Genomic DNA, 15,036 nt, shown 5'->3' on the forward strand with positions numbered 1-15,036 from the left:
CTAGAGAAAATAAAAAGTCGGGGTGAGTGCTTTTCACTTACCCCTGCCATTTTTTGTCTGCCTTTTAACCTACCGATTGTAGCAATAAGCCGCCACAGAAGCGACGCAATTGCTCCTAAAAATACTTGTCGATGTGGAGGGTCAAAATCGCGAATACTCCCAGCAAATGACCTGCGCTCATGCAAGCCAGAAAGGCCGGTACGCTAACATTGTTGAACAGAGACGGGAAGGGCAAAGGCATTTTCGGCCCGACGTGGGGATACCAAATTCTGCGGCTGAGAACTAGCAACGCTAAGATATTGCAAACAAACATAATCACAGGCTTTTGCCAATCTCCTGATGCTGTGTCAGTCACAGTCGATGCTACTACTGCCAGTAAATTTGAGTTAATCATTGTTGATGCTCCTATTTTTCATAAGTTATCAGAAATGCTCGATGAGATTTCTTGCCAAAAATGCAGCAGGGGCGATCGCCTTTACGCAATAAATATCTGTTGCTGTCAATATTCACCGCGTCGGCGACAGCGCCCCCACCCGTAATCATCGAATCACAGCAAGAAGTCTTTTAATGCCATTCAAAAGTAACGAAAGATACAAAGGGACAAAACCATACTCGCTGCCATTTGTAACTTTTAGCCTGTCTGGCAGTGGCGGCATTTACTCACGCTGCCAGACAGGACAGACAGCTACTCATTACTGAGCAATGTAGGTAGGCAGAAAGTGGAGAATGTCGCGCAGAACGCTATATCCAGCAGCATCCCAGAGCAAATAAGCTAAGAAACCGATCATCGCTAAGCGACCGTTCCAAAGTTCTGCTTGCGGGTTGAAGCCAAACAAAAAGGCATTCCGATCTTTGCCGTTGTAAGCATTAGTCGTAGGAGGCAGGTTAGTAGGACGAGTTTCCATGTTTTTACATTCCTTAACAATGTTCGCTTCTCATGGTAGCGACCTAATTTCTGCTTTGCTATCTGTCTCTAGGCTCAAGATACACACAAGTCTAAAGGAGGATTTTGAAACAAAAAATAAAGTGTTAAGTTTTGTTGCGCGAGATTTTTCAGCGATCGCCTGTATCTGTAAATACTAAATACAACTGCAAGCTGAGGTGGCCGCTGTGAAAGGCTCGATCGCAGCCTCGCGAGAAACAACGACGTTGGTGACTCGACAAGACTGAATCCGCGCTCTGCTAGAGACAAGAAAATTTATTGACATCCTCACCGGGCTAAAGCCACGGTGATTCTAAACATCACTGTTTAGGTTTCCTCTTTCTACGACCCGACTTACTTGAAGGAGTTTCCTCACTCAAGCAGAGGTCGATGTCTCCAGAGGCGTTTGAGGTTCCCGTGTGTCCCACGGTACGCAATCCAAGTTCTAATATGTTGCGAGCTGCATTCCAATCTCGGTCTAAAACAAGTCCACAATGCGGGCAAATATGTGTTCTCTGACTTAGCGATTTCTTCGCAACTTTCCCGCAATTAGAACAATTTTGGCTGGTGTAGTGTGGTGCGACTGCAACAGTAGCTACACCAAACACTTTGCCAAAGTATTCAACCCAACCCCTAAAAGCTCTCCAAGCTGCATCTGATATCGACTTGGATAGCTTTTTGTTTTTAACCATATTACCCACCTGCAAGTCTTCATAGGCTACCAAGTCGTTTGACTTGACTACGCACCTTGCTAATTTCACAGCAAAGTCTTTACGCCGCCTAGTTACCTTGAGGTGTTTTCTGCTCAATCGATTCCGAGCCTTGGCTCTATTTTTAGAACCTTTCTGGGTTCTGGAAAGTTTACGATTAAGTCGTTTAAGTGACTTCTGAGACTTTCTCAGGTGACGTGGATTCTCAACAGTATTACCATCAGAGTCTGTGTAGAAATGGGTCAAGCCCACGTCTAAACCAATAGTCTTACCAGTAGGTTCGCGCTTTTCATTTCGTTCAGCGTCAATACAGAATTGAGCGTAGTAGCCATCAGCGCGACGAACTACTCGCACCCGTTTGATCTGGTTCAATTGGTAGAAGTGTAGGTCGCGAGTTCCCCACAACTTAAAGCTTCCTGCTTTGAAGCCATCGCTGAAGTTGATAGTTCTTCTGTCAAAAGAAAGCTTCCACCCACAAGTTTTGTATTCTACGGAACCGTGTGTTTCATGTTTTTTGAAGCGTGGGAAACCTTTCTTTCCAGGCTTACTTTTCTTACAGTTGTCGTAGAAACGAGCAATTGATGACCAAGCTCTTTCAGCAGACGCCTGTCGTGCCATTGAGTTTAGCTTGGCAGCCCAAGGGAATTTTTTGGCTAGTACCGCACAATAAGCGCTTAAGTCGTATCGATCCACACCCTTCGTATCCATCCAGTATCTGATGCAGCTATTACGAATAAAGCGAGCAGTGCTAACGGCTTCATCTAGCCTTTCGTACTGCTCGCTTTTTCCTTCTAGCTTGGCTTCAAATACTAACATTTACGTTCCTGAACAGGTTATAAAAATTATAGCACAGTTCTAGGAAAATTAAAGCCGTCGAGCGAAGGACGGGGCTTTAGACCCAAGTTTTTGGTAAATTTCAACTTAAAACCCGAACACGATCGCCCTTGAGTTTACTAAAATAGGAGATAAACAGATCATCGGGAGAAACAGTTATCGAAACCATCTACGGCAATCTTCAAGGTTTAAAGTCCAGCCAGCTCAAGCAACTCGAAAAGCTTTACCACCAGCGACTACCGGGCGATCGCATCACCACGGCAGAATTCGCCCAGCGCGTCGCCGCCATCAGCACGGAAATAGACAAACCAATCTGCACCTACATCAACCGCCGCGGACAAGTAATTCGCGTCGGCGTGGGTTCACCCCGCCAAACGCAGATTGCGCCCTTAGAATTGCCCCGCTACGGGGGAGGTCGCCTCAGCGGCATTCGCTGCATCGCCACGCACCTGAAGCCAGAAACCCCAAGCGAAGCAGCTCTCACAGCAATGGCAATTCAGCGCCTCGACGCCCTCGTTTGGCTGACACTGAGCGGCGGAGGATTTCAGCGCCGCGGCGGCGGTGCGACTGGTTACATCCAAGAAACTTATCTCGCTCACTTGATACCCCAGGGAGACCAGCCAAATTTTGAGTTCTCTGTTTTGAGCGCTCAGTTAGAACCAGATTCAACTGATGAAATAGAAGAGCCTTCAATTCAAAAGTCACCAATCAAAACTCAACACTTTCCCTGGAAAATATCAGAACCGCTAAATTTGGACGAACTCGCCAACCAAGACTTTCTGGATTTGGTGGAAGGACTCGAAGCAGAGTTTGAAGCAGAGTTTGTCGCTAAGCAGGTCGATGCAGACCAAGACAAAGTGCTCTTGGTAGGTGTAATGACTCAGCACATGACTCAGTTGGAGTTTGAGGACGGGCTCGCAGAAATCACGCGGCTGGTTGAAAGCGCGGGGGGTCAGGTGCTGCAAACAGTGCGCCAAAAACGATCGCGCCCCCATCCGCAGACAGTCGTCGGCGAAGGCAAAGTTCAGGAAATTTCCCTCGCCGCTCAAACGGTTAGCGCTAACCTCGTGGTATTCGATCGCGACCTGGCCCCCGCACAAATACGGAACTTGGAAACTCAGATAGGTATCCGGGTCGTCGATCGAACAGAGGTAATTCTAGACATTTTTGCCCAAAGAGCTCGAACGAGCGAGGGTAAATTACAAGTCGAACTCGCTCAGCTAGAGTACGCCCTGCCCCGGCTCAGAGGTCGCGGTCAGGCAATGTCGAGACAGGGTGGCGGCATCGGTACCCGAGGCCCAGGGGAAACCAAACTAGAAACCGAACGGCGGACGATCGCCAAACGCATTTCTCGATTGCAGCAAGAAGTAAATCAACTGCTGGCGCACCGCTTCCGGCTGCGGCAGAACCGCCATCATCACAACGTACCCTCAGTGGCGATCGTCGGCTACACCAACGCCGGTAAATCGACTCTGCTCAACCTGCTCACGAATTCCGAGGTCTATGCCGCCGACCAGTTATTTGCCACCCTCGACCCCACAACCCGACGGTTGACCATTCCCGGCGTCACCGGGGAACCCCTGTCGATCGTCCTCACAGATACAGTGGGCTTTATTCGCGAACTGCCCCCCGCCTTGATCGACGCTTTCCGGGCTACCCTCGAAGAAGTCACTGACGCCGATGCTTTGCTGCACCTCGTCGATCTCTCCCATCCGGCGTGGCAGAGCCAAATTCGATCGGTCATGAATATTTTGACAGATATGCCCGTCACTCCCGGGCCAGCCCTTGTAGTTTTTAACAAAATAGATGCCGTAGATGGAGATACTCTCGCCCTCGCCCGAGAAGAATTTCCTCAAGCAGTATTTATTTCGGCCGCCAAAGGTTTGGGGATGGAAACTCTCCGCGACAGACTAGCTCAGCTCATTCAATACGCCCTCTACCCTCGGTAAATACTGAAATATTTCTTTTGGGTAGTTGACATGGGGGAATATACGTACATATACTGAGGACAGATCTAGTCGAACTATGAGATTATAAAAGAGTAGTCAGATTGTGCATTGCAAAGTACAATACAGCATCTCTATTTTGCGCTCGGTTAAATAAATAATTTCCGGAGGTCCCGGTCAAGGTAAAAACACTCTTGGTTAATGGCTGTAACGGCTATTGGTTCAGAGGTTGCAAAAAGATGTTGCTTCACTCTGGTTCAACCACGGTACGCGACGTAAAGGTGAAAGAGAATAATATTATTATTAAAGTGTTTGGGCACTCACCTCAAGCGCTATACTATCTTTTACAGACGTCCGCCAGAGAATACATCCATTTATTGTAAGAACTCTCAAATCCTTGCCCGTCGTACAGCGCTAATCTCTAAGACTATTTCTATTTTTCGATTTTACCACTGTTTAACTAAATAGTTATGTGTACGCCACTGGCAAAACTAGCAATTGGACTCTCTGCCACAATGGCAACAGCGTTTTACTATCTAGCTGCCGCCCCTCCGGCTTCAGCACAAGTAGATGTGTGTGGGCCTGGAAATTATTCTAGTGCCTGTGCCTCCAGCGACGCATCAACCACAACGGAACCCGACCCGCAATTGGCGACCCAGCCGAGTTTGTCCGAAATATACACAAGCACACCTTCGAGAGACTCAACTTCTATTCCTGAACCGGGTACTGCGATCGCAGTCCTACTGACAGGTGCAGGCATGATCTGTTCGTGCAGAAAGCGAAACAAGCAGGTTGGTCCGCAGCGCTAGGCAGGCTGAGGACTAACCTGTTTTCCTTCCCAATGTCTCCGTTTACTTAAGCATGGGTATTTGTTTACTTAATATATAAAATAATAAAAAGTTGTATAAAAAATAACTTCACACCTAGCTTGTGCGCTGCAAATAGAGCCGGATGTTGAAAGAAGAAAACTATAGCGACTTGAGTCAGGGTAAAAAGAAGAAGCAAGAAGATCAATTCACTTCCCGGCAAGGGTTCCAGCAATGAATAACTTCCGGTGCCAAAGATAAGGTTGCTATATATAATAAAAATTAAAAAATAAAAAGAAAAATAAAAAGAAAAATTAAGATTGGTTAAGATCAATCCTTCCGACAGTTTTTGAGAGTCAACCGTCTAATAAGGGTTTCAAGGCTCCAAGGCAAGTTCGCTACCACAGAAAAATCAAGGGTTTCAGCCTAGGAACTAAAAACAGTCCGCACTAGGGTTAAGATTACAATTAAAAAATATTGTTATTGCTTGAGCGTCCATGACCCCTAAAGTAGAAATTTACACTTGGAGAACCTGCCCGTTTTGCGTTCGTGCCAAAGCACTGCTAAAGCGAAAAGGGATTGATTTTACAGAGTACGCGATCGACGGAGATGAAGCAGCACGGGCTCAAATGAGCGATCGAGCCAACGGAGGCCGTACCCTGCCACAAATATTCATTAACGACCAACACATAGGTGGCTGCGACGACATCCACAAACTTGATGCTCTAGGCCAGCTAGACCCCCTGCTAGCAGCAAAATGAGGCATTCCCTGTCGAATTTTCAGTTAGCCCTAATTTTCCTGCGACCAATTCTTAATTTTAATTGACAATGAAATTTGCATTCATCATCGATCCCCTCGCGCGACTAATTCCAGGACACGATACCAGCGTAGCGCTGATGGAGGCAGCTCAAGAGTTGGGTCACGAAGTCTGGGCGACTCAAGCCAACGAACTAAGCGTCATCGGCGGCAAAACCTGGGCAATGCTGAGTCGGGTAGCCCTCACCCCAGTCAAACTGGTTGATGGACGCTGGGAAGCTGCTGAGGCTTGGTATGAGGTGGAACAGCCTACTTTGCAGCCTCTGGAAGCAATGGACGCAGTATTTATGCGGACAGACCCCCCAGTCAACATTCCTTACCTCTACGCTACTTACCTTTTAGATGGCATCGATCCAACTAAAACTTTGGTAGTTAACAGTCCCAAAGGATTGCGGGCAGCCAATGAAAAAATGTATGCTTTGCAATTTGAGGGAGCGATCCCCGAGACAATTGTTTCTCAAAACAAGCAGGTAATTCGGCAATTTGTTGAGAAAAAAGGAGCAGCAGTTCTTAAACCCTTGGGTGGCAAAGCTGGCGAGGGGATTTTGTTCTTGGAAGCCGACGATCGCAATCTCAACTCCCTGGTGGAAATTAGCACTCAACAAGGGCAAATTCCAGTGATGGTTCAGACTTATCTGCCGGAAGCCAAAGAGGGAGATAAACGGATTATATTGTTGAACGGCAAGCCCATCGGTGCTATAAATCGCATTCCCACCGGCAATGAATTTCGCGGCAACATGGCCGTCGGCGGCCGAGTCGCAAAAACAGAAATTACCGATCGCGAACTGCAAATTTGCGCTCAGTTAGAACCAGTGCTGCAACGAGACGGACTGTACTTTGTCGGCATTGATATTATTGGCGGTTATCTCACAGAAGTTAATGTCACCAGCCCTACAGGGATCAGAGAAATTGACTTGTTTGACGGCGTTAGTTTGGGCAAACAAGTAATTGAATGGGTGGAGAAGGAAGAAGGAAGAAGAAAGAAGGAAGAAGGATGAGGGAAGAAGCCAAGCACGACACAGATCAGGACACGCATACACGGATTAATTATCGAACGTCAGGCAGATGTTGCAGTCGTTAGTTATTTGTTAGTTGCTACCAATTCCCAATTCCCAATTCCCAATTCCCAATTCCCAATTCCCAATTCCCAATTCCCAATTATTAAATTATGTCAAAAATTGGCGTTGCAGTAGTCGGTACAGGTTTCGGTCAAAAAGTACACCTTCCCGGATTCCAGGCCCATCACCGGACAGAGGTTGTGGCTGTTTACCACCGGAATTTAGACAAAGCAAAGGCGATCGCCTCTACCCACAATATCCCCTACGCTTGCGACTCGATCGCCGATATAGTAGCGATCCCAGAAGTAGCGGGCGCCAGCATTTCCACACCGCCATTTTTGCATTATGAAATGGCAAAAACCGTTTTGGAAGCAGGCAAGCATTTATTATTAGAAAAACCCACAGCCCTGACAGCAAATGAAGCCAGGGAACTTTACCGATTGGCCAACAACGAATCTCAAACCGATTTTAAAAATGGTGGTTTGAGAGCAATTGCCACAATGGACTTTGAGTTTCGCTTCATCCCCGCATGGCAAATGCTAGCAGAATTATTGGCAGCAGAATATGTGGGAGAAAAGCGTTTAATTAAGATAGATTGGCTGGTGTCGAGCCGCGCTGATGCGAGTCGCCCCTGGAATTGGTACGCGCAAAAAGAGCGAGGCGGCGGAGTTTTGGGCGCGACAGGTTCTCACGTTTTTGATTATATTAGCTGGCTGTTCGGCCCGCCGCAGAGGCTTTCTGGGCATTTGATTACAGGAATTTCGCGGCGGCCCGATCCGAATGATTGGGGAAGTTTAAAATTAGTTGATGCCGATGATTCGTGCACGTTGATGTTGGAATTAGCCGGGGGAACTCCTTGTCAAGTTTGTTTGAGTTCTGTTACTTATCAAGGGCGGGGACACTGGGTGGAAATATACGGGAGTAAGGGTACGTTGGTGTTGGGAAGCGACAACCAGCAAGATTACGTCCACGGATTTCGCTTGTGGGGTTCCCAAGGTGGAGAACCTTTAGCTGAAATCAAAATTCCTCAAAGATTGGAGTTTCCTCAAGTATATCCAGACGGGAGGATTGCACCGTTTATTCGAGTAGTAGATAGGTGGGTAGAAGCCATAGATGCAGGTAAATCTTTGATACCGTCCCTCAGAGAAGGGGTTTACTCGCAGTTGTTGATGGATTTGACCCAGGAGTCGAATGCTACGGGAACTTGGGTAGATTTACCGAATATAGATAAATTTTTGGACACTAAGTAAAAACTGCCAAAGCAATCTCACGCACTCGATCGCACCCCAAACCCGATAAACTACGAATAGATAAACTCAATCCAACCCTATATCCAGAGTCGGTAGTTGTGAATGGCGCGCCCTGAAAGTCCTTGCCTCAGTATAGCGATCGCTCGCCTGAGAACCGCTGGGGCAAACCATTTTGCCACTTGGGTTCTACAAGCTCCCTATCCCAGCGGGTACGTTCACCACGACTGTATGTGGCCCGATACCCTATCTCAATCTTGGAAAGCTTGGCAGGAAATGTTTTCGCCCTCCGGGACAATTCACGAATTGCCCCTAAATCCTGATGGCAGTTTCGTCTCGCCGGAAAACAACCAGAATATACTGGCAGAAACTGAACAACGAAGTCCTCAGTCGCTAGACCTCGCTCCAGCGACGCCCTCTGTGCCGCTGCACCTCGGCCAGCGGGGGTGGGGCGACAAAGGGGATCAGCAGCCGCCTCGGCCACCGGCAAGCTACAGCAGCCGCCTGATGCAGCATTTGGGGATTAATCTTTGGCAGTGGCTGTTTGAAGGGCCTATTCAGGGTAGTCTCCAGGAAAGTAAAGGTATCGCGATCGGGCAAAATCTACCCCTGCGAGTGCGCGTAGACTTGCGCGAACCGTATTTAATTGCTTTGCCTTGGGAAATTATGCAGCCTCAAGCCGGTCAACCGGCAATTTCTCTGTCGCAGCAACTGCTGTTCAGTCGCACTACCAGCAATGTTGAACCTTTGCCACCCCTGCAGCCTGCGGAGTCGCTCAACATTTTGCTAGTTTTGGGACAAGCAGAACCCGGCCGCGGTGCTAATTCTCAATTTTCCAGCAGCAATAACGGTCATTTGCAGTTGGGAGAGGAAGCACTCGCCTTAGCTGGCATTCTGGAAAGTGCTTTTCAAACCGACGACAGCGGCAAATATTTTGACATCAGCGTTCCGACTCGCGTCGATACTCTGATCGAACCTACTGCGGCGGAACTCATTTCTCGACTGGAAACGCAAGCTTACAACATTCTGTTCTACGCCGGCCACGGGATACCTGGCCCCGACGGCGGCTTGCTATTTTTGGGGCCGGAAACGGCGATTAACGGTACTGAACTGGCTCAGGTTTTAGTTCGGTGCCGCGTGACTCTGGCAGTGTTTAATGCCTGCTGGGGAGCTCAGCCGGCGGTGGAGAGGCTGCACTCAATTAACGGCCAGCAACAGGCGATCGCCCGCAGCAGTTTGGCTGAGGTACTGATCCATCACGGGGTGCCTGCGGTGTTGGGGATGCGGGACTCGATCGCCGATCGCGAGGCCCTGAGTTTTATCCAAACTTTTGCCCAAGCTTTGGCAGGACGGATGTCGATCGATCGGGCAGTCGCCGTCGCCAGACAGCAGTTACTGACGCTCTACAAGTTCAATCAACCGGCTTGGACGCTGCCTGTGCTGTATATGCACCCTGAGTTTGACGGTCAGCTAACTGAGCCGGTAGATGACCTCAAAACTGAATTGCCTTTAAATTCTTCTACTTGGCTGGGACGCTTGCCGTCTTGTGCTTATTTGCGGGGGCGCGATCGACCAAATGCCAAATCCACCGACTCGAGCAATCAGGTTTGGCCGATTCGCGCAGGTATGGTTCGAGTCGGACGGTGGGAAGAAAACGACGTAGTGATTCGAGAACAGTGGGTTTCTCAAAAACACGCCGAGATTTTCTGCCGCAACACTATCGGAGATAACCGGGGCGAACCTAGCTACTTCCTGCGCGATTTTTCTCGTTATGGGACTCTAGTTTTGGGCCCTGAGGGATGGCAGAGAGTTCACCACCAAGAATTGCTGCTGCGATCGGGTACTCAGCTAAAATTTGGCAGTTCTCAAGGTCAGATTTTTGAGTTCACTATTGAGGTTGCTAAAACTTCGGGCTACAGTGAGACTGATTGCGGAACGAATTAAGGTGCGCGTGTAGCTAATGAAGGCAAGCGGCGAGTGGCACAGCAAAGTTCTGGGCGTTGAGTCTCCAATCTGAATTTAAAAGAGTTACTTACCACTGATAGCTCCCAACTAGCTCTTGGCACAGTCCCCCTTCTATATTTTCCTTTTCCCCCTGAGGTATTACATCATGGCTACCCAATCTCCTGATTCTGAATATTTTCGCGACTCACAAACTCAGGCCCAGATGGAACTTCTCGCCACAATTGTTCAGACTGATGTTGCTTACCCCTGGAATCCTGCACAGCTTGAATCCGAATCTTATTTAACTGCCCTAGAGCAGGAATTTGCGCTATCTGATTCCTTCAGCGACAGCGATATTGCCCTCAAGTCCCAAGTTTTATTCTCGCAATTAGAACAAGTTTGGCTGACGACTGCTCTGCAAAAGTCTTTGCGCGAAAAATTTGCTCGCGTTCCTCAAGATTTTCTGGCCAGCATCGCTCAAAGCGTGCAAAACGCAACTGTTAAGTATCAATCTTTAGCTGACCAAATGGTAGAGTGTGTCTTAGATATTTTGCCTCAGTGGGCTGAGGAAGATTTGCAGGTGTTGGCACGTCCTTTGGCTTATGCCATGCGAGATGTTGATTCGGAAGGGGGGGAATTGGTCATGGCGACTAAAAGACCTTGGGCCCAATTGTCGGAAATAGAACAAGCCAGAGTTAGTTTGGCTGTTGCCCGCTATGCAATCTCGCAATTAGAAATTGCTGATTAGTTTTTTGATGGCTGGGTTTTTGGGCTGCGATAGCGGTAATTTTTTTTAAATTAATATAAAATTAATCTACCTTTAGTTAGATGTAAAATTCGTCTAATTGCTAAATTCTCTGGATTGCTATAGTTTGATATAGCAATCCTATTTGATTTGTAGACAAGATAATTTTTTTGGAACTATAGCAAGCGCGCCCGACGGTTAGGACTCAGATGTGGCAGCATTTTCAATAACCTTTTTAGGGGTGGCGTCCGAGAAACGGGCCACAATAAAAATTTTTTATTGTGGAACAGGCCCGAAAGCCTTTTGCAGCAATGTCAGCAAAAGGTAACTTAGGAGGTTCTTAATTGCTGAAATCCTTGCCGAAGATTGCTTCTGACCGAAAGCATCCAGGATACAAGCCCCCGAATTTATCCGTGGGGTCAATGCTTCCATCTAAAATCTAAAATCTAAAATCTAAAATCGATTGACTTCTCTCGCGACGATAACTAAAGGCTTTTTCGTTCTTCCTTCTGCTATATTTTGCCAGGTTTGGACTCGCTAAGAAGTTTGGCAACACCAAGCAAGATGAATTATCATACAATGGTCAGAATGTTAAAAAATGTAAATATAATAATTGGGGTGTATCGGAATTTGCAACTGAATTAAAAAGTGGACAGCAGGAAACCGTTACTGTTGTATGCACGATCGGGACTTTAAAATTATTTTATGACAACTTCAAGATTTGATCTTCAAGACTTGAAACGCCGCTTTTGGCGGATTTCGCGGGTGCCGACGGCAACGCTAGTCGTGTTGGGGGCAGTGGCTTTCGCAAGTGCGATCGCCGCAGCCTGGTTTGCCCGCGAAGGTACAGTCAGCGGTATTTTTGCCACAATCAACACTTGGCAGCAAAACCCGCCTGTGTGGCTGCAAGTGCCTGCTACGAGCAAAATGTATTTGTTAGTGCCGACGATCGCGCTTGTCTCCGTTGCTTTAGCTGCAATTAAAATTTCGCCTCAACCGCAGAAATGGTCGCGCGCTGTAGTAGTTGCAATAGTTCTGGCTTTAACCATTCGCTACGTTTTATGGCGATCGCTCGCTACTCTCAATTTAACCGATCCCCTCAACGGTATCTTTAGTTTGGGGCTGTTTTTCCTAGAAATGCTTCTGGTTTTCAATACCAGTATTCAACTGTATTTAATGCTGAGAATGAAAGACCGGCGTCGAGAAGCCGATCGCATGGCAGTTGCAGTTGAAGCTGGAAACTTCACCCCGCCCGTAGATATTTTTCTCCCAACTTACAACGAACCGGCTTTTATTTTACGGCGCACTGTAATCGGCTGTCAAGCTTTAGATTATCCCAACAAAAAAGTATATTTGCTCGACGATACTAAGCGCCCTGAAATCAAGTTGCTGGCAAAAGAACTGGGATGCGAGTATATAACCAGACCCGATAATCTTCACGCCAAAGCTGGAAACATTAACCATGCCACAGCCCTTACTAATGGAGAACTAATTGTAGTTTTTGATGCGGATTTTATTCCAACTAAAAACTTTTTAACTCGCACAGTTGGATTTTTTCAAAATCCCGAAATCGCCCTCGTTCAAACACCGCAAAGCTTTTACAACCACGACCCCATCTCCCGTAATTTAGGTTTAGAAAATGTGCTCGCGCCGGAAGAAGAAATATTTTACCGGCAAATTGAAATCATCAAAGACAGCGCCGACAGCGTGGTTTGTTGCGGTACATCTTTTGTAGTTAGGCGGAGCGCTTTAGAAGCAGCGGGAGGCTTGGTCACAGATTCAATCTGCGAAGATTATTTTACCGGAATTCGGCTGTCAGCAACCGGATATCGCTTAGTTTATTTAGATGAAAAATTGAGTGCTGGTTTGGCGGCTGAAAATATAGAGGCTCATCTAAATCAAAGGCTACGCTGGGCGCGAGGCACGCTTCAGGCATTTTTTATTGATTCCAATCCTTTAACAATTCGCGGTCTCACATTCGTACAAAGGCTGTCTCATTTGGAAGGATTGCTGCACTGGTTTACCAGTTTAACCAAGGTTTTATATCTGTTGATACCTTTAGGTTATTCGTTTTTCGACATCATTCCTTTGCGGGCAAGTGCGCGGGAATTGCTGTACTTTTTCCTGCCTTACTATTTGGTGCAACTTACTGTGTTTTCTTGGCTGAACCGCAGATCGGGATCGGCTTTGCTTTCGGATATTTATTCGTTCGTCCAGTGTATTCCTTTAGCGGTGACGGTAGTGAGTTCCATGCTGAATCCCTTTGGGAAAGGGTTTCAGGTGACGCCAAAAGGAATGGCGAGCGATCGCTTTCGTTTTAACTGGAATTTGGGATGGCCTTTGATTGTCTTGTTCGCAGCTACAGCATTCAGTTTGTGGCACAATTTAAACATTAATTTAGTTAAAAATGTTGGCAGCGTACAGTCAATATCAGAAAGTGTACATTTGTCAAAAGGAATGAGTTTGGGATGGATTTGGAGCGCGTACAACCTGCTGATGATCGGGATTGCATTACTGATTTTGGTGGATATTCCTAAGCCAGACATTTACGAATGGTTCAATTTACGCAGGGTTGTACAATTAAATATTGGCGGTCAAAGTTTTTGGGGTGTAACCACTGTAATTTCGGAAAGTGGCGCGGAAGTTGCTTTGACGCAGTGGCCAAGTTTTGCGGTGAAAAATAAAGGCAGTAAAGAAAGTTTGACAGCACCAGAGGTTGTGCCAAAATATGCCTTTGAGACAAGTTTATCCCAGGGTAAAATAAAAGCGCCCCCTCGCAGTGCGGCAGTCAAAGCAAGAAGATCGCTAGCGCCGTCGGTTGTTGAGTTCGGCACTGAGCGTAGTTTGGCCCAAGGTTTGATTGATTGCGATTCGGCCACTCTGGAAATTATGGAAGAGAACTGTTTTATTCCTGTGGCTAAGATTGAGTTGGTTAGCGATAAATCTCAGTTGGAGTCGAGTTTTCGGGATGGAAAAGAGTGCAGTGTTGTGGAATTTCCCACTGTGCGAATTGCGTTCGATCGCCTGAATATTAGCCAGCACCGCTGTTTGATCCAAATGCTGTACTGTCGCCCGGGCCAGTGGCAGCGGCAGGAAACTCCCGGAGAATGGCGATCGCTGTGGCTGTTGTTGAGAATTGCTTTGAAACCGAGGGCTGTTTTTGAGAGGAATAGGTCAGTTAGACCGATCGCAGTTTCGCAGCTTTAGAGGGAATTTCTCCTAGTTGGGAATTTTTCACCCCAAATATCAGCAGATGAAGGCTGAGGGATTTTTAGAGAAGCTTACCTCATCTCTTTTAAGTAATGGTGCAAAAATTTTTATACATTTTCAGTTAGCAAATAGAGATAATTTTCAAGATTTGGATAAATTCTGGCGGTGGTTCTGCGAACGTCGGTTTGGGTTTGCAACTGGGAAATCAAATAGCAGAATTTTGGGAGTAGCTGTTTGGCAGTCAGATTAGCTGCAAGATGTACTTCCAGCAGTATTTGCTACTCTCAACAACCAAACTTTTAGTGTTAGCTTGAGGCGATATCGATCGCTTGTTTGCCTATCCCAATTTGACATCGACTTTTGCGGACTTTTGCGAACTTGGCACGAGGAAGCAAAAAATCGGGGAATTTGGCGAAAACCCCGGTTAGTCGTGGTACACTCCACTAAGCTGTATATACCGCTGAGCGCAAATAAATCGCCGTTTAAGGTGGGGCTACGACCCTTTAAAAGCGAGCAAGTGTAGGATTGGGCGAAACGGCAAGGACTGGATTGGTCAGCGGAAGATGCCCAGCAACTGACGGGTTTTGTAAACAGGAATACCTATTGAGTACGGGTAGGTCTTTATCATATCGGGCGTGGGGATGTCACTCCAGAGCAAGTATTGCAAAACTCCCCCATCTCTGCCGGAATTTATGGCGATCGCCTACAAGGACAACTGTGGAATTTACAACAGCAGCCAGATCACTCATAATTGTCTACACTTTTAGAAAGTAGATTGATATTTTATAAGCTAAAAC

General features: G+C 47.1%; 12 protein-coding genes and 1 pseudogene. 9 read left to right on the top strand and 4 right to left on the bottom strand.

Annotation, left to right across the window (positions count from 1 at the left end):
* Window positions 1–115: 115 nt before the first annotated feature.
* The 3 genes from QUB33_RS00995 to QUB33_RS01005 form a co-directional block, all read right to left on the bottom strand.
* Complete coding sequence (locus QUB33_RS00995) at window positions 116–394, bottom strand: Photosystem I reaction center subunit PsaK (protein ID WP_333346085.1); 279 nt, start codon at window positions 392–394, stop codon at window positions 116–118.
* Window positions 395–692: 298 nt separating this feature from the next.
* Window positions 693–905, bottom strand: coding sequence for a chlorophyll a/b-binding protein (locus QUB33_RS01000; protein WP_333321424.1), 213 nt, complete (start codon window positions 903–905; stop codon window positions 693–695).
* A gap of 337 nt (window positions 906–1,242) precedes the next feature.
* The gene (locus tag QUB33_RS01005) at window positions 1,243–2,448 is read right to left on the bottom strand and encodes a transposase (RefSeq protein WP_333346088.1); all 1,206 of its coding nucleotides are present in this window, start codon (window positions 2,446–2,448) and stop codon (window positions 1,243–1,245) included.
* Window positions 2,449–2,822: 374 nt separating this feature from the next.
* On the opposite strand from QUB33_RS01005, the gene hflX reads away from it, so the two are divergent.
* Window positions 2,823–4,415 (top strand): GTPase HflX, encoded by a 1,593-nt coding sequence (hflX, locus tag QUB33_RS01010; RefSeq protein ID WP_333346092.1) that lies wholly within the window; start codon window positions 2,823–2,825, stop codon window positions 4,413–4,415.
* A 586-nt stretch (window positions 4,416–5,001) separates the two neighbouring features.
* Here hflX and QUB33_RS01015 read toward each other — a convergent pair.
* Window positions 5,002–5,172, bottom strand: a complete 171-nt coding sequence (locus tag QUB33_RS01015; protein ID WP_333346095.1) for a hypothetical protein — start codon at window positions 5,170–5,172, stop codon at window positions 5,002–5,004.
* A gap of 543 nt (window positions 5,173–5,715) precedes the next feature.
* Here QUB33_RS01015 and grxC point away from each other — a divergent pair.
* The 8 genes and pseudogenes from grxC to QUB33_RS29600 all read left to right on the top strand — a co-directional run bounded on the left by grxC (window position 5,716) and on the right by QUB33_RS29600 (window position 14,990).
* Window positions 5,716–5,979 (top strand): glutaredoxin 3, encoded by a 264-nt coding sequence (grxC, locus tag QUB33_RS01020; RefSeq protein WP_190656887.1) that lies wholly within the window; start codon window positions 5,716–5,718, stop codon window positions 5,977–5,979.
* Window positions 5,980–6,046: 67 nt separating this feature from the next.
* Window positions 6,047–7,033: a glutathione synthase gene (gshB, locus tag QUB33_RS01025; protein WP_333346098.1), complete on the top strand. Its 987-nt coding sequence runs from the start codon at window positions 6,047–6,049 to the stop codon at window positions 7,031–7,033.
* Between the two features lie 170 nt (window positions 7,034–7,203).
* Window positions 7,204–8,343 (top strand): Gfo/Idh/MocA family oxidoreductase, encoded by a 1,140-nt coding sequence (locus tag QUB33_RS01030; RefSeq protein WP_333346101.1) that lies wholly within the window; start codon window positions 7,204–7,206, stop codon window positions 8,341–8,343.
* A gap of 102 nt (window positions 8,344–8,445) precedes the next feature.
* Window positions 8,446–10,284: a CHAT domain-containing protein gene (locus QUB33_RS01035; protein WP_333346104.1), complete on the top strand. Its 1,839-nt coding sequence runs from the start codon at window positions 8,446–8,448 to the stop codon at window positions 10,282–10,284.
* Window positions 10,285–10,450: 166 nt separating this feature from the next.
* Window positions 10,451–11,032 (top strand): hypothetical protein, encoded by a 582-nt coding sequence (locus QUB33_RS01040; RefSeq protein WP_333346107.1) that lies wholly within the window; start codon window positions 10,451–10,453, stop codon window positions 11,030–11,032.
* Between the two features lie 702 nt (window positions 11,033–11,734).
* Window positions 11,735–14,236, top strand: a complete 2,502-nt coding sequence (locus tag QUB33_RS01045) for a glycosyltransferase (protein WP_333346110.1) — start codon at window positions 11,735–11,737, stop codon at window positions 14,234–14,236.
* Between the two features lie 46 nt (window positions 14,237–14,282).
* Complete coding sequence (locus tag QUB33_RS01050; RefSeq protein ID WP_333346113.1) at window positions 14,283–14,489, top strand: hypothetical protein; 207 nt, start codon at window positions 14,283–14,285, stop codon at window positions 14,487–14,489.
* Between the two features lie 60 nt (window positions 14,490–14,549).
* Window positions 14,550–14,990, top strand: a pseudogene (locus QUB33_RS29600) (AAA-like domain-containing protein).
* The last annotated feature ends 46 nt before the right edge of the window (window positions 14,991–15,036 follow it).

Source organism: Microcoleus sp. B3-A4, assembly GCF_036705385.1.
Lineage (GTDB): Bacteria > Cyanobacteriota > Cyanobacteriia > Cyanobacteriales > Microcoleaceae > Microcoleus.

Excerpts from the sequence above, each read along its gene's own strand:
- QUB33_RS00995 (WP_333346085.1), bottom strand. The coding sequence starts at position 394 with ATGATTAACTCAAATTTACTGGCAGTAGTAGCATCGACTGTGACTGAC.
- QUB33_RS01000 (WP_333321424.1), bottom strand. The coding sequence starts at position 905 with ATGGAAACTCGTCCTACTAACCTGCCTCCTACGACTAATGCTTACAAC.
- QUB33_RS01005 (WP_333346088.1), bottom strand. The coding sequence starts at position 2,448 with ATGTTAGTATTTGAAGCCAAGCTAGAAGGAAAAAGCGAGCAGTACGAA.
- QUB33_RS01015 (WP_333346095.1), bottom strand. The coding sequence starts at position 5,172 with ATGCCTGCACCTGTCAGTAGGACTGCGATCGCAGTACCCGGTTCAGGA.
- grxC (WP_190656887.1), top strand. The coding sequence starts at position 5,716 with ATGACCCCTAAAGTAGAAATTTACACTTGGAGAACCTGCCCGTTTTGC.
- gshB (WP_333346098.1), top strand. The coding sequence starts at position 6,047 with ATGAAATTTGCATTCATCATCGATCCCCTCGCGCGACTAATTCCAGGA.
- QUB33_RS01030 (WP_333346101.1), top strand. The coding sequence starts at position 7,204 with ATGTCAAAAATTGGCGTTGCAGTAGTCGGTACAGGTTTCGGTCAAAAA.
- QUB33_RS01035 (WP_333346104.1), top strand. The coding sequence starts at position 8,446 with ATGGCGCGCCCTGAAAGTCCTTGCCTCAGTATAGCGATCGCTCGCCTG.
- QUB33_RS01040 (WP_333346107.1), top strand. The coding sequence starts at position 10,451 with ATGGCTACCCAATCTCCTGATTCTGAATATTTTCGCGACTCACAAACT.
- QUB33_RS01045 (WP_333346110.1), top strand. The coding sequence starts at position 11,735 with ATGACAACTTCAAGATTTGATCTTCAAGACTTGAAACGCCGCTTTTGG.
- QUB33_RS01050 (WP_333346113.1), top strand. The coding sequence starts at position 14,283 with ATGAAGGCTGAGGGATTTTTAGAGAAGCTTACCTCATCTCTTTTAAGT.